Below are 14,697 nucleotides of genomic sequence, written 5' to 3' on the forward strand. Positions count from 1 at the left end.
ACTGTTTCAATATATGCTTACTCAGCCTTACTCCTGCCCGGCCAGCGCGTTCAGCTCACGCAAATCCTCCGCCAGATCGGCTTCGGTATACTTGCCCTGCCCGAAGCCGATTAAGGCGCGCAAAGGCATATATTTCATCATCGCCAGGAACATTTCCGGGTTATCCCCCATCGCATCCTCCATACCGAAAATACTGCCGTACTTCTTCGCTTTGCCCTCGGTAAGCGGGTTGGCCAGCAGGTCGCCCACTGTGCTGTTGCGGTGGAATTCTGCTGCCAGCTTCACCGTTGATACAACTTCAAGCTCTGCACTGAGGCGGATATCACGGGAGGAGGAGCCGACAGAGACCGTGAACAACCCGCTCTCCACATGCCAATCGGCTAATCCCACGTTGTAGTAAGCGAACGAGCGTTTATTCAGCTCGAAGGTTACCTCCCGTTCTTCACCCGGCTGCAGCTCGATCTTGTCGAAGCCCTTCAGCTCCTGCAGCGGACGGATTACACTGCTCTCCACATCGCTAACATACAGCTGTACCGTTTCTTTCCCCGCTCTGCTGCCGGTATTCTTCACGGTTACCTTCACCTGAACGGTATCCGTATCGCTGATGCGGGTATGGTCCAGAACCAGATTGCTGTACTGGAACTCGGTATAGCTAAGTCCGAAGCCGAACGGGAACAGCGGCTCGATTTCTTTTTTATCATAATAACGGTAGCCGACGAACAAGCCTTCCTTGTACTCCACAGTATCGCCTTCGCCCGGGAAATTCAGGAACGACGGATTATCACTCAGCTTCTGCGGGAAAGTCTCCGCCAGCTTGCCGCTTGGACTGGCTTCACCGAAGAGCAGATCGGCAACGGCGCCGCCAAAGGCCTGTCCGCCGAGATAGCCCTCCAGCACTGCCTTAGCCTGCGGCAGCCACGGCATCTCCACCGGTGAACCGTTGCTCAGCACCACGATGATACTGCTCTGTACTTCTGCGACCGCAGCGATTAACGCCTTATGGTTAGCCGGTAGCGACAGATGCGCCCGGTCATACCCTTCCGACTCATAGCGGTCTGGAAGTCCGAGGAACAGCACGGCTGCATCTGCCTTAGCTGCTGTATCCCGCGCTTCCTGCAGCAATGCCTCATTAACGTCATCATTTGCCAGCTCATATCCCCGGGCATACAGGAAGCTTGCCGCATCACCTGCTACAGCCTGCATCTCAGTGAAAGCATCATCCAGCTTCGTCGGATTCACATGCGAGCTGCCGCCGCCCTGATAACGCGGGGTTGTGGCGAATTCGCCGATAATAGCCAGCGTGCCGCTCTTAGGCAGCGGCAGAATGCCGTCTTCATTCTTCAGCAGCACCATGCTCTCCCGGGCCACTTCACGCGCGAGTGCATGATGCTTCTCCCGGTCAAATACAATATCCCCGCGGCGGTTCCCTGTGCTGCGGAAGACAAATTCCAGCATCCGCGTAACAGCCAGATCCAGCGTCTCCACAGGCAGCTCGCCGCTGTTCACCGCAGCAACAATCTTCGCATCACCGATGCCCCCGCTTGACGGCATCTCCAGCTCCAGCCCGGCCTGCAGTGCCTTCACCCGCTCATTAACAGCGCCCCAGTCGGATACCACGAAGCCTTCGAAGCCCCACTCCTCACGGAGTACTCTGGTCAGCAGCGCTTCACTTTCAGAGGCATATTCGCCGTTAACCTGATTATAGGAGCACATTACGCTCCACGGCTGGCTCTGCTTCACTGTGCCTTCAAAGCTGGCCAGATAGATCTCCCGGAGTGTCCGCTCGTCAATCACCGCATTTACAGACATTCTGCGGTGCTCCTGGTTATTGGCGGCGAAATGCTTCAGCGAGGTTCCGACACCCTGGCTCTGCACGCCCTTCACATGACTGGCAGCCATCTCCGAAGCCAGATAGGGATCTTCCGAGAAATATTCAAAGTTCCGGCCGTTCAGCGGGGAGCGTTTGATATTGTTGCCGGGTCCTAGCAGAACCGCCACATTCTCCGCCTGGCATTCTGCTCCCAGCGCTTCGCCTACCCGGGTGATCAGCTTCCGGTCCCAGGTGGAAGCCAGTCCGGCCGCGGAAGGGAAGCAGGTTGCCGGTACACTGTTGTGCAGACCGAGATGATCCGCATCTCCCTGCTGCTTACGAAGGCCATGAGGTCCGTCTGTTACCATTAATGAAGGAATCCCCAGCCGCTCTATTCCCTTGGTATTCCAGAAATCCAGTCCCGAGCACAGCCCGGCCTTTTCTTCGAGTGTCATTTGTGAAATAAGCTTCTGAATATCCGCTGCTGTTGCCGTTGTCATATCCAAAACCCTCCTAAGAATACGTTTTCTTTCTTCATTTTAGCTTACTTGTTCAAGCTTTTATGGTATTTTAATTGTATTTTTGGTATTTTTATTACTAAATAGAGGAGGTTTAGTCATGCCGGAGGATATAGTCTATAGCGATGGAACAGGATACATCTGCAAGCTGGTATACGAGGCTTACCGCGTGCAGGTCCGCTGGCTGGATGCCGGAGGCAGCCTCAGGCTGGTTCTGCCCCTGGCATTCCCAAACCGCCCGGGAGCTCAGGAACACGCCGGACTGCCGGCAGATATGATGGAGGCCGTCCGCAGAAGCAGCGAGGCAACGGTACCCGGGACCGGGACGGCTGCACTCCCTCTCCTGTATACCACCGGCATGCTTGAGAATTTCATCATTCTCCGGCTGCCTCCGGATAAGGGCTACAGTGGAATTATAATCATCGGCCCGGTATTAAGCGCACCCGTCACCGGGGACAATGCGGACAGACTGATGCGCGACTGGAGTATTCCGCCCGGGCAGCAGGAGAACTGGCGTGAGTATTTCCGCAGCCTGCCTGTGCTGGACCGGATGCGCTGGTATCATGCTGCGCTGCTGCTCTATACCCTGACTACGGGTCAGACGCTCTCAATTACAGAACTACTGCTGGCCGACTCTGCCCAGGAGGATTCTCTCTCCCCGGAGGGCAGCGGGCCCGATCTTAATCTGTCGTACCGCCGCGAGCATACCTGGCTGCATCACGACCCGATGCTGGAGCAGGAGATGTTCCGCCACATTACCAACGGCGACAAGGCGGGACTGCTGCGGACCCAGGCTGCTTTTTCTGAAGAGAGCTACGGGCTGTTGTCCAAGAAGAGCCAGCTGCGCAGCAAAAAAAATCTGGCCGTCTCCTCCATCACTCTCGCGACCCGCGCAGCGATTGAAGGCGGACTGTTCTGGGAGATTGCCTATACGCTCAGTGACTTCCACATCCAGCATATTGAAGAGCTGCATGATATTCCGGCTGTGGACCGTGCCCTGCTTGCCGCTCTTTGCGACTTCGCCGATCAGGTGCTGGGTACCCGCAGCCCGAAGCTGTCCCGCGTCTCCGCCTTATGCCAGAATTATATTTTTAACCATTTGTATGAAGAGATTCCGCTCAGCAGGCTGGCCGAACTCGCAGGTCTTAACGCCAGCTACCTGTCCCGGCTGTTCAAAGAAGAGACCGGCACCGCAATCAGTGATTACATTCAGCAGGAGCGGATTGAGGAAGCCAAACGCCTGATGGCGCTGCCCGGGCTCACCCTCTCTGATATTGCCTCCCGGCTGCACTTCAATGACCAGAGCTACTTCACCAAAGTGTTCAAGAGATACACAGGCCATACCCCGGGACAATACAAGCGGGATACCGGGAGAATCACCCGTTGACCCGGGTAGCCTATTCCATTATTGCGGCAATTACGCCGCCACAGTCTTACGGTCATGTCACAGCATAGCTCTGCAGAAATATGGTATGATCTGGATAAGAACGCTTTTAATCATTTCATTGCAAAGGAGCGGTTCAGCTTGGGAATCGGGATTATCCTCGTCGGGGGAGTTGTCTTTGTCATTATGCGGGCCTTCATCCGCAATAATAACAACGGGCACAGGAACAACAGATATGGCAACAGGGGATATGGCAGCAAAAACAGGGACAGCTCTGCTGATCAGAGCTTCATGACCGGAGCCGGAATGAGTATGTTCACAGACGATGACCGTCATCATAACGGGAATAACGGGCAGCACAGCCATCATGATCACAGTCATGGCGGCAGTAACTGGGGCAGCAGTCATCACAGTGACCACGGCGGATGGGACAGCGGCGGGCATGACTCCGGCGGTGGGGATTCCGGCGGGGGCGGGGATTCCGGCGGCGGCGGCGGCGGCGACTAAACATATTCGGAGCCGGGCAAACAGGCGAAACCGACCGGCCTAGAGCAGCAAGCCGGCACCTTATGTCCAGCTTAAAAAAGACAGGGCAGCCCTGCGGTCTTACCGACCGCTCAGGCTGCCCTTTTAACTGCTTAACTGGAACTGCAAATCACTAAAGTACTCCATGAACCTGCATAAACCTTATACTCCGGTACTGCTCCTTAATTAATCCGCCATGGAACAGGCATTCATACACCTTCGTATTCCCGGCCACAAGGCCAGGGGCTTACTTTCTTTCTACACCGTGAACTGAACACGGCTGAGCAAAACATCGCCGGTGAATACCAGATACACATCAGCGGTGCCGGCAGCCAAGGCTGCTGCTGCTGAATGGCTATGCCATTCCTGGGCAGTACCTGCCGGAACCTCCAGCGTCGCTGCGGGTTCTCCTGCCGGACTGCCGGTTCTGACCTCAATGCTGCCGCCCTTGACAGAGGAGACCAGCGCTTCAATCCCTGCTGCCCCTTCAGCAAACTCAACATTATTGAAAGCGATCCATGCGCCATCCTTCACCGGATGCACGGAGGCTCCGCCAGCCTTGCATTCATCCAGGAATACCGCCTCGTAATCATCATAATTCTCTGCTTTGACCGCGGTGTAGAGGCTGCGTGCCGGAACCGTATCGCCATGCACTCTGATCTTGGCGGACAGCCTGATGTCGCCGGAGGAACGCCCGACGAGAATGTTATATTCCCCGTCCTCCACACAGTATTGCTCGCGGCTCACATCCCAGAAGGCAAGATCGCTAGCCGGCAGCTCGAAGGAGACTATCTGTGACTGTCCTGCGGCCAGACGGATTTTGGCAAAATCCTTCAGCTGCTTGAGCGGCCGTCTGATCCGCTTGGATAAGGACTGCACATACACCTGTACCACTTCGTCAGTGTCTGTACTGCTGCTGTTAGCAAGCTCTACGCTCAAGCTGATTGTTCCAGCCTGCTGCACTTCTTCAGCTGCCAGCGACAGCCTGCTGTAAACTACCTGCGCATAGCTCAGTCCGTGGCCGAACGGGTACAGCGGCTCTCCGTCAAAGTACATGTAGGTTCTTTTACCCTTGATAATATCGTAATCCATGAATTCCGGAAGCTGGTCTACCGAGCGGTACCAGGTCATATTCAGCCTGCCTGACGGGCTGTAATCACCGAACAGGACATCCGCCACCGCATTGCCGAGCTCTTGCCCGCTGTGGGAAGTGTACAGCACTGCCGGAATATGCTCATCGATCCAGGCGGAAGATATCGGATAGCTGCCCACAATTACAACAACCGTATTCGGGTTGGCGGCATAGACCGCCTTAACCAGCTGCTCCTGCTCTTCCGGCAATACGATATCCGGGCGGTCGATCTCTTCCTTGCCGTTCAGCAGCGGATGGTTCCCGACGAAGACGACGGCGACCTCAGCATCCTTCGCTGCTCTGACCGCAGCAGCTATACCGTCTACAATGATATTTTTATGGAATAAGCGCTCACCCTCGTCAGTCGCCTGTACAGCACGAAGTGTGCCGTCCTCCGGACTGATCACGACCGGCTGATCGTTCCAGGTCCGCAAGCTGACTGCACCCTCTGCCTCCGGCACCAGATTCAGCGATTCCTTCACGTACCAGCCGTATATTTCATCGGCAGAAGCCGTAAGCGTTCCGGCATCGGTCAGGGTGACATACTGCCCCCGGCTAACCGCCTCAAGCGTATTCGCCGTCCAGCCCCAAGCCGTATGGCGGAACAGTTCACCATGCTCCGGCTTGTCATGCAGCACCGCGAGCCGCCCGTCTTCACCGGTTATGCCCACCGCCCGGCCGCTGGCCGCAGACGTCAGGATTATCCGGTCACTGCCGCTCTCGAAGGCTACCTGCTTGCCCGCCAGCTTCTTTGTTACCCCCTGCAGAGGTGTTACTGCATACGGCAGCGTACCGGAATACCAGTCTCTGAACGCTTCATCCCCGAGCGGTCCGATGACAGCAACCCTGGACAGCTTATCCGCATTCAGCGGGAGCGCTGCCTTCTCATTCTTCAGCAGTACAATGGACTCCTTCGCAGCCTGCAGGGACAAGTCACCATGTGCTTTAGAGAGAATGACAGAATCATCGATACCCGCATACGGATTGCCTTCTGCCGGATCGAACTCACCCAGCCGGAAGCGGATACGGAAGGTGTTCGACAATGCACGGTCCAGATCCCCCTCGGTCAGCAGACCTTGCTGGAGCGCCTCATGAATAACCTTAATGGTCTCCTCCGTCTCCTCGGTCACACTGTCAATCCCGTTCTTGATCGATTCGGCCATCGATCTGGCGAAAGAGTCATAATACTTATGATCCTTCACAATGCCAAACAGGTCTCCGGCATCGCTTACAATGAAGCCGTCCATTTCCCATTCGCCCTTAACAATCTCCATCACAGCCGGATGCAGAATAACCGGAACACCATTCACCGAATTATAAGCGGTCATCATGGATTGTGCCCCGCCTTCCTTGAAGGCAGGCTTGAAGGCTTCCAGATAGTACTCACGCATATTCCGCGGATCAATACTGGAGGAAGCTACGCCGCGGTCAATTTCGTTGTTGTTCCCGAGGAAGTGCTTCAAGGTTGCTACCGCTTTCAGATAGACCGGATGATCGCCCTGAATCCCTTTGACCAGTGCAGTGCTCAGCTGGCCTGTCAGCTCAGGATCCTCCCCGTAAGCCTCTTCCGTTCTGCCCCAGCGCGGGTCACGCTCCATATCGACCGTCGGCGCCCACAGGGTCAGGCCGTTAACCGCAGGGTTCTTTTTGTAGAACGCTCTCGCCTCATCACCGATTGCTGAACCGATCCGCTGCAGCAGCTCCGGGTTCCACGTACAGGCCAGTCCGCTCGGCTGCGGATAGGAGGTCGCTTTGCCCAGCCACGATATTCCGTGCGCCCCTTCGGTCCCATGCTTGTAACCGCCTACACCAAGGCGTTCAATCGCCGCCTGATACTGCGGCATCAGACTTACCTTCTCCGCAAGCGTCAGCCGGGAGAGCAGATCCTGCACCCGTTCATTCAGCTGCAGCTCTATTTGCTGAAACGGATATGTCACTGTTTCCATTACGTATCGCTCCTTCAATCATTATGATAACGGTTTCATTACAACCAAAGCCCAGGCGTCCGCTTTCCTCCGCCCAGCCCGGTTGTCCTATCCTTCACCATCATAAAAGATTAGCGCTTACAGCGACACCTGAACAATTGACATAAAAATCAGTTCACAATTAGAGATTCGGCATGCAGCTAAAGCTCAGGAATCCTTATTCAGCGCTTCATCAGGATAATGAAATTTCATCGCATCCTGTGACAAGCCCGTCAGCTTATGATCGCCGCTCTTAATGACATAATCGCCTTCCGGCTGGTTCTCCAGCGGCCGGCGGCGGATTTCCTTGGGGGAAGTGCCGTATCTGGCTTTGAACACTTTGTGGAAATAAGAGTAGGTTCCGAACCCGCAGGCACCGGCGATTGTCTCCAGATTGAAGTCGGTATAGCGGATGCGCTCCAGCGCATTCGACAGCCGGATCTCCTGGGTATACTGGATAATCGTGTAGCCGGTCAGCTCCTTGAACAGATGGACTGCCCGCGATACGCTGAGCCCGACATAACCTGCTACATCCTCTACCCGCAGCGGGCTCAAGGCATGCTTGTTAATATAATGATGCATCCGCATGACCATTTCATTGGAGCGCTTAGGCGTATCCTCTACAGAGAAGGACTCCACTGCCAGCCGGTCCAGTGACAGGCAGAGCGCGCAGAGCAGGTGGCAGATCAGCTCCGGGCTGTCCTGGGCAATCCGGTGCTGCTCGATACTGAGCTGCTGCCACAGGGACAGCATTCCGGCATCCAGATGGATGCGCTGATGGGTCTGGCGGGGCCGTGATTCCCACCACTGCCGGATCCATGCCCCCTCGCAGAGCAGGTAATAATCTCCGCTCTCGATTTTGCCGTCCATTTCATCGACGGTCAGGTGATAAGGCTCGCCCGGCTCATAGATCAGCAGGTCCCCCGGCTGGATCAGGCTTATTTTCCCGTTGACCAGCGCACGGCAAGTACCGACCACCTGCAGCCGGAAGAGGAAGAACGGCGGCGGCGTAAAGGAGGTTTTATAAGGCAGTGTATGAAAAGAATAAGCGCAGGCATGCAGCCGCACATCCACAATGTTCACCGTCCCAGCCAAATAGTATATTTTTATGATCAGATAAAACATTCAATATTCCCAAACAATTAACTATACTATAACCAAATCAAAGATAAGGCTGCAAGCTTGCACCGAAAGGAATTTCACCCACTGAATGCTGATAAGAACCTATAACCTGCTTCGGATTCCCGGCTATCTGCTATTTATGCTCTGCATGCTGCTGCAGGGAATGGCTATCTCCGTCAGCGCTCCATTTCTGGCAGTCTACTTCACAGAAGTCCTTGGCGTGTCGGCCGGAGCCTTCGGAATCTTCACCGCCGTCACCCTGCTCAGCGGGATCGGTCTCAGCATGATGATTGCCAGACGTTCTGACCGCAGCCCGGACCGGAGACCGCTGATGGTCGTCTCCATGATTTTTAACGCCATTGCCTTTGCCGGATATATATTCATTCATGACTTCTATCTGTTGCTGCTCTATATGACCATCTTCACGGCAGCCGGATCTCCGGCAATGCCGCAATTATTCGCCAGTGCAAGAGAAGCTGTGAACGGGGGCAGCTCTGCTGATCATGCTTATGCCAATTCAACCCTGCGCTCCATGTTCTCCCTCGGGTTCATCAGCGGTCCGCTGGCCGGAGCCGTTCTGCTCAAGCACTTCGGGTTTCAAGGTATTTTCTGGTCAACAGGCCTGTTCTTCCTGCTATGCGCTTTGCTTATACTCGTATTCGCACGCCGCCCCGCTGCAGTAGAACAGCCCCGCCAAACCAGGCAGCCTGTTGTCTCGCTGCACCGGAATGCCGGGGTCCTGATTCCTTTTATCGTGCTGACACTGCTCTATACCGGACATTGGGCCAATAACCTCAACATAGCCTTGTTCATTATAAATACGCTTGGAGGCAATACGCAGAATGTCGCATCCATCGCCAGCATCTGCGCCCTGCTGGAAATCCCGTTTATGATCATGCTCGGGCTGCTGGCGGCCAAATATACTAACAAGCAGCTGCTAGGCTGGGGAATATCCCTTGGCATACTCTATTACCTGATTGTGCTCGGAGCCGGTGAGCTGTGGCAGCTTATAGCCGGACAAGTGCTGCTCGCCTTCTTCGTTGCAGTCATCTCGGCCGTCGGCATCAGCTATATCCAGGACCTGCTGCCGGAGTTACCCGGTTATGCCTCTACGCTCTATACGAATGCTTCCACCATCGGCAAGCTGGCCGGGAGTCTCGCAGGAGGAATAGCTGCACAGTGGACCGGATACCGGTACTCTTATATTCTCTGCCTGGTCCTTAGCATGTTCTCACTCGGGCTGCTCATTCTGCCCCGGCGCTCCCTGGCGGCAGCCCCCTCAAAGCATACTGCATCCTGACAGGAGGAATACTCATGCCAATTCTGCTTATTGACGATAACCCGCAGGTGCGGGACAGCCTGAAGGTGATGCTGGAACATCTCTCACCGGACACTATAGATAAAGCGGATATTCTGGAAGCAGACTGCAAGCCTGCAGCAATACAGCTTATCCGCAAATACCGGCCGGAGCTTATCATTACAGACGCCAAGCTGCTTCTGTTAAGTGAAGCCAGTGTACTGGAGCAGCTCTACGGGGAGCGGAACGGCCGGCTGATTGTGACCAGCAGCCATGATTTCATCCTCCAGGCCTTCTCCCGGGGCGGCATCGATGTCCTCCTTAAGCCGGTCAGGCTTGAGGAATTGGACGCTGCTCTGCTTGGCGCATCAGGCACAAACGCCGGCAGCGGCAAGGCTTACAGCCATCTCTACCAGAACCAGCCGGAATCTGCACAGGCCCGCCAGCTGCTCTAGCTTACAGTGAACTACTCCCACCTATAGAGGTGTGAGCTTCTTGGGAACAGCCCATACTTGCTCTGGAGACTACCTTCCGAAGCAGCGGTTAGGCTTATACACCAAGCGATCCCCGCAGTCCCTGCGGTTCCCTTCAGCGTTAGATTTAGGCGGTTCCATTGAGCAGACGCAGCCCTTCTGTCCGGATGTTCCTACTTGCATTTACGTCCCGGTCATGCGTGGTTCCGCAGCTTGGACAGCTCCATTCCCGGATGTGGAGTCCCTTTTTTTCATCCCGGTGCCCACAGGCCGAGCAGAGCTGGCTGGAAGGGAACCAGCGTCCCACCCGGATCACTTGTTTCCCATACCACTCTGCTTTGTAGGTCAGTTTGGACAGAAAGGCGGACCACGCGACATCATGAAGACTACGGGCAAGCCTGTGGTTTCGAACCAGCCCCGTGACATTCAGAGTCTCCACACAGATCACGTCGTGGTTGTTGACGAGTTCCGTACTGAGTTTGTTCTGAAAGTCGTTCCGCTGATTGGCTATTTTTTCATGCAGCTTAGCCACAAGGATACGCTGCTTCTGGTAATTACGGCTATCTGCGAGGAGGCGCCCCTCCTTCTGGGCCTGCAGCGCTCGGCGCGACAGTTTACGCTGGGCCTTGGAGAGCCGGTCTGCAGTTTTCATCAGATGCTTCGGATTCTGGACTTTCGTTCCACCCGAGAAGGTGGCAAACGAAGTGACGCCGAGATCCATCCCGATAACCGAACCGGTTAATGCCTTCGCTTCCACCTTCGTTTCGCACAGAATGGACACAAAATACTTACCGGTAGCCGTACGGGAGATGGTGGCCGATTTGATCTGGCCCTGAAGCTGCCGATGCAGCTTGATCCGCACAGGTTCCATCTTGGGCAGTTTCAAATAACGCCCTGCCACAATCGCGATGGTTCCATTCTGATTGTTCGTGGTGTAGGACTGGACCGGATGTTTACGGGATTTCCACTTTGGAAAACCGGAGGAAGGATGACGGAAAAAGTGGTTATAGGCGGCCTTCAGATGAAGCTGGGCATTACATAGGGCCAAGCTGTCGACTTCTTTAAGAAAAGGATATTCTTTTTTGTATTGGGCGGGTGTAGGAAGCTTGATGGGTTCACCGGTTTCCCGGTGCTTTTTGTAGGCTTCGATGCGATCATTCAGCATGAGGTTGTAGACTTTACGCACACAGCCGAAGCTTCTCACCAAGAAATCAGCCTGCGGAGCACTTGGATATAACCGAAATTTGAAAGCTTTGAGCATGAAGCCTCACCTCAACTTCTATGAATCAAAACAGGAATATATGTTCTTGTTTCGATTTTACCAAAGATCTTCTGAAAAGCAAAGACAAACCGTTATCATTCATCCCGCCACTTTAGAAGTGGGGGAATTCTGACAACCGATTTGTTAAATCTCCATATCCTTGCCTGTATAATCCACGAACATGAATCGGCCTTCCGGCATGGTGCGCTGCTCGATCAGCTGCAGGATGCCGTCAGCGCTGGTACGCGGATTCGTCGGGGCTGCTGCTCCACCCATGTCGGTGAACATCCAGCCGGGATGTACGCTAAGCACATGAATACCGCGTTCCTGCAATGTAACATGCAGCTTCTGGGAGAACATATTGAGCGCTGTTTTGGAGATCGTATACGGGAAGCTGCCCGGGTAAGCATTCGTTATACTGCCTGCTTCCGATGAGACATTAATAATAGAAGCCCCCGGCTCTGTCAGGAGCGGCAGGAAATGCTTGACCACCCGCATCGGCCCGTACAGGTTAATATCCATTGCCGTCCGCATTTCCTCTATATCCAGCTCCTCAAGCAGAGTATCTGTACCATTCAGCACCGCGGCATTATTGATGATTACGCCCAGTGTGCGTCCCGCGTCCTTCAGGTCCGCAGCAAGCGCGGCTATTCCGTCTTCATCCGTTACATCAAGCCTGACTATAGTCATTCTCCCGCCGGAATCTGCGGCAAGCTGCGAGATTTCCGTCTGCTCCGCCGGATACTGCCGTACTCCGGCAATAACCGAGTGCCCGCGCTCCAGCGCTGCGGTGGCCAGATCAACACCAAGTCCGCGCCCGGCGCCGGTAATTAGAATATTCATTAGAATTTCCTCCCTTGTTCCCAGTCTGAATGAACGCCGCCCCCTTAGGTCCGGCCAGACTACCATACCCAATCTCTGAAAGGGCTGTCAAGCCTCGTACAACGCGGCTCATTCTCCGCTTCCCGGCTTCATCCGGTGCTTGCGGTAATCCCCCGGCGTAACCCCGACTACCCTTTTGAAGACCCGCCCGAATGTAATCGAGCTGGTATAACCCAGCTTCAAGGCAATATCCTGCAGATTATCGCCGGTGGTCGCAAGCAGATACTCGGCCCGCTGCATCCGCAGCTGGGTCAGGAAATCCACGAACTTCATATCAAATTCCTCTTTGAACAGATGGCTGGCATATTTGCCCGAAATCTGGAACCGGTCGCTTAAATGCTTAAGTGAAAGATCCGGATTGTCAAAATTCTCTTCTATATATACCTTCATCTCGCTGATCATCGCCCGGTAGCTTTTGGACTCATTGACGGATACATAGATCCGGTATATTTCGGCCAGCCACTTCAGCATTTCCGCATGCACCTGTTCAAGCGTGGCCTGTGCCTCGATCTGACGGTAATACCCCTGCAGGCTCTGCCCGGCAAAAATCCGCCGCAAGCTGTCCGACAGCTGCCCCAGCTCCCGGTCCAGCATCTGGATCAGCATGTGCAGCAGCATATGTATCTCTTCATCCCTGATCTGATCACCGCTGAACCAGATAAACAGCTCGTCTACCCGTTTCCGCCAATTCTCGTCGGCAATCCGGAATTCCCGGACGATCTCGCCGAGCATCTGCAAATATTTATAGGAGTGCAGGGTAGAGCGGTCTGGCAGGCTGTCGCTCAGCACGACCATATCCCTGCCGAGTGACAGCTTATGCTCCAGCGCAGCCCCGGCAGCTGCAGCGGACTCCGTTATTGCCTCCAGCCCGGTAACTACGGGGCCGACTCCGATCGTTAGTGACAGTCCGAGATTATCACTGACCCAGCGCAGGTAACGTTCCGCAAGCTTCCGCAGCCGTTCCTTCTCTGCTGCAAGTCCGGCACCGCTGCCGATAATCAGTCCAACCCGGTTGCTGCTCACCCACTCAGCCCAGCCCTGCAGACCTTCTTCCGCCGCCAGCTCCTGGAACAGATTCATCAAGGTCAGCTTGAGCATGTTCTGCTCCTTGGCCGGGTATTTCTGCCGGAACTCATCGTACCTGTTCATTTCTGCGGTAATAAACGCATAATACGCAGCTTCTCCGGTGAACAGCTTGAAGCGTTCCAGCTGCTCCTCCCGGAAATCACTGCGTTCCCCTTCCATTAAATCCAGGAACAGCTGACGGCGCTGCACCAGCAGGTTCTCATCGAATTGCTGCTGATAGCTTACCGTCTGATTGATCAGCGCCTCCAGTGCCCGGTCGATCAGCACAAGCTCGCTGCGCGACTTGCTGTCCAGACTCTCCTCACGGAACTGCAGCGCCTGAATCCGGTTCATCATCGCCTGGATCGGCCGGTAGTTTTTGCGTGTAATATACAGAATATAGAGGGTGCCCAGCACTACAGTCAGAATACCGATAATAATCCAGAGATACGAGACAACCGACATCCAGGCGAACAGCTCGCCTGCACGGATGCCGCTCTCGAAGGTCCAGCCTGTATTATCAGAGTGAATGCGGGTCAGCACATTGCCCTCTGCAAGCGTATTTTCCCGGTGGGCGGTATAGATCAGTTCGCCTTGTGAATCCAGCACGCGCATGAAGGAGACCTGGCTGTTCGTCATGCTGTCAATCATCCGCTCCAGCCGGTACATGCTTAGATTCACCACAATCATTCCTTCGGCTCCGAAGGGCAGCGGAAGCTTCTTGGACATGCTGATGACCCGTGCCGGCTGGTCCGAGCTGAAGATGCGCTGCTTTCGCACATCGCTCCAGTTCCGGTCATCCCGCCCCGTCAGCGCACTGTCAAGATAGTCCCGGTCCGCGAACATCTCCCGGTCGACCAGCCCGTTCAGCGTCAACACCCGGTCATCCCACTTGCGGTAGATATAGATCGAGTCAATCAGCTGGTTGCGGTACAGTACGCCTCTCATATCATTCACTGTATTATAGAGCCGGGTCCGGTCGCCTTCATCGCTAAGCCCGCTCAGGAAATCACCGTAATCATGATTGGTCTCCATCTCCTGAAGCACGGATAATTCCACATCACTAAGGGCATTCTGCAGGGAATCCACCACATAGCCGGTAGAGATACGGTTGGCTTTGTCCGTCTCACTGCGCGAAAGCTCACCTACAATCAGAAACGACAGGAAAATCAGGATCGATACCGTCAGCAAAAAGATAGGGAAATAGGAGAACATCATTCTGCTCGACCAGTTCCGTTTCATATGTACTCCCGCCCTTCTTCGA

10 protein-coding genes are annotated in these 14,697 nt (G+C 54.8%); 4 read left to right on the plus strand and 6 right to left on the minus strand.

Features of this window, described 5'->3' with window-relative positions:
• Window positions 1-27: 27 nt before the first annotated feature.
• Window positions 28-2,310 carry a glycoside hydrolase family 3 C-terminal domain-containing protein gene (locus LOS79_RS16505; RefSeq protein ID WP_315421857.1) on the minus strand — a complete coding sequence of 761 codons (2,283 nt, stop codon included), beginning with the start codon at window positions 2,308-2,310 and terminating at the stop codon, window positions 28-30.
• A gap of 118 nt (window positions 2,311-2,428) precedes the next feature.
• Between LOS79_RS16505 and LOS79_RS16510 the strand changes: the two genes are divergently transcribed.
• Together LOS79_RS16510 and LOS79_RS16515 are read left to right on the plus strand one after the other, a co-directional pair.
• On the plus strand, window positions 2,429-3,715 hold the full coding sequence (locus LOS79_RS16510) for a helix-turn-helix transcriptional regulator (RefSeq protein WP_315421860.1): 1,287 nt from the start codon (window positions 2,429-2,431) through the stop codon (window positions 3,713-3,715).
• Between the two features lie 21 nt (window positions 3,716-3,736).
• Entirely contained in the window at window positions 3,737-4,219 is a 483-nt protein-coding gene (locus LOS79_RS16515; RefSeq protein ID WP_315421863.1) for a hypothetical protein, read from the plus strand.
• A gap of 276 nt (window positions 4,220-4,495) precedes the next feature.
• On the opposite strand, the gene LOS79_RS16520 is transcribed toward LOS79_RS16515, so the two are convergent.
• Window positions 4,496-7,315 (minus strand): glycoside hydrolase family 3 protein, encoded by a 2,820-nt coding sequence (locus LOS79_RS16520; protein WP_315421866.1) that lies wholly within the window; start codon window positions 7,313-7,315, stop codon window positions 4,496-4,498.
• Between the two features lie 186 nt (window positions 7,316-7,501).
• Window positions 7,502-8,428, minus strand: coding sequence for a helix-turn-helix domain-containing protein (locus LOS79_RS16525; RefSeq protein WP_315421868.1), 927 nt, complete (start codon window positions 8,426-8,428; stop codon window positions 7,502-7,504).
• Window positions 8,429-8,543: 115 nt separating this feature from the next.
• On the opposite strand from LOS79_RS16525, the gene LOS79_RS16530 reads away from it, so the two are divergent.
• Both LOS79_RS16530 and LOS79_RS16535 read left to right on the plus strand, forming a co-directional pair.
• Window positions 8,544-9,755: a sugar efflux transporter gene (locus tag LOS79_RS16530; protein ID WP_315421870.1), complete on the plus strand. Its 1,212-nt coding sequence runs from the start codon at window positions 8,544-8,546 to the stop codon at window positions 9,753-9,755.
• A 14-nt stretch (window positions 9,756-9,769) separates the two neighbouring features.
• On the plus strand, window positions 9,770-10,207 hold the full coding sequence (locus tag LOS79_RS16535; RefSeq protein WP_315421872.1) for a response regulator: 438 nt from the start codon (window positions 9,770-9,772) through the stop codon (window positions 10,205-10,207).
• A 145-nt stretch (window positions 10,208-10,352) separates the two neighbouring features.
• Here LOS79_RS16535 and tnpB read toward each other — a convergent pair whose 3' ends face one another.
• From tnpB to LOS79_RS16550, 3 genes are all read right to left on the minus strand, one after another.
• Window positions 10,353-11,486: an IS200/IS605 family element RNA-guided endonuclease TnpB gene (gene tnpB, locus LOS79_RS16540; RefSeq protein ID WP_315421874.1), complete on the minus strand. Its 1,134-nt coding sequence runs from the start codon at window positions 11,484-11,486 to the stop codon at window positions 10,353-10,355.
• Window positions 11,487-11,630: 144 nt separating this feature from the next.
• Window positions 11,631-12,329 (minus strand): SDR family oxidoreductase, encoded by a 699-nt coding sequence (locus LOS79_RS16545; protein WP_315421875.1) that lies wholly within the window; start codon window positions 12,327-12,329, stop codon window positions 11,631-11,633.
• 108 nt (window positions 12,330-12,437) lie between these two features.
• Window positions 12,438-14,675 carry an AraC family transcriptional regulator gene (locus LOS79_RS16550; RefSeq protein ID WP_315421877.1) on the minus strand — a complete coding sequence of 746 codons (2,238 nt, stop codon included), beginning with the start codon at window positions 14,673-14,675 and terminating at the stop codon, window positions 12,438-12,440.
• Window positions 14,676-14,697: the final 22 nt, after the last annotated feature.

Origin of the sequence: Paenibacillus sp. MMS20-IR301 (genome assembly GCF_032302195.1) — a bacterium.
In the GTDB taxonomy this organism is placed as follows: Bacteria; Bacillota; Bacilli; order Paenibacillales; family Paenibacillaceae; genus Paenibacillus_AQ.

What these genes read in the sequence shown, in the direction of transcription:
- LOS79_RS16520 (WP_315421866.1), bottom strand. Translation starts at nt 7,315, where the DNA reads ATGGAAACAGTGACATATCCGTTTCAGCAAATAGAGCTGCAGCTGAAT.
- LOS79_RS16550 (WP_315421877.1), bottom strand. Translation starts at nt 14,675, where the DNA reads ATGAAACGGAACTGGTCGAGCAGAATGATGTTCTCCTATTTCCCTATC.
- LOS79_RS16535 (WP_315421872.1), top strand. Translation starts at nt 9,770, where the DNA reads ATGCCAATTCTGCTTATTGACGATAACCCGCAGGTGCGGGACAGCCTG.
- LOS79_RS16545 (WP_315421875.1), bottom strand. Translation starts at nt 12,329, where the DNA reads ATGAATATTCTAATTACCGGCGCCGGGCGCGGACTTGGTGTTGATCTG.
- LOS79_RS16530 (WP_315421870.1), top strand. Translation starts at nt 8,544, where the DNA reads ATGCTGATAAGAACCTATAACCTGCTTCGGATTCCCGGCTATCTGCTA.
- LOS79_RS16505 (WP_315421857.1), bottom strand. Translation starts at nt 2,310, where the DNA reads ATGACAACGGCAACAGCAGCGGATATTCAGAAGCTTATTTCACAAATG.
- tnpB (WP_315421874.1), bottom strand. Translation starts at nt 11,486, where the DNA reads ATGCTCAAAGCTTTCAAATTTCGGTTATATCCAAGTGCTCCGCAGGCT.
- LOS79_RS16510 (WP_315421860.1), top strand. Translation starts at nt 2,429, where the DNA reads ATGCCGGAGGATATAGTCTATAGCGATGGAACAGGATACATCTGCAAG.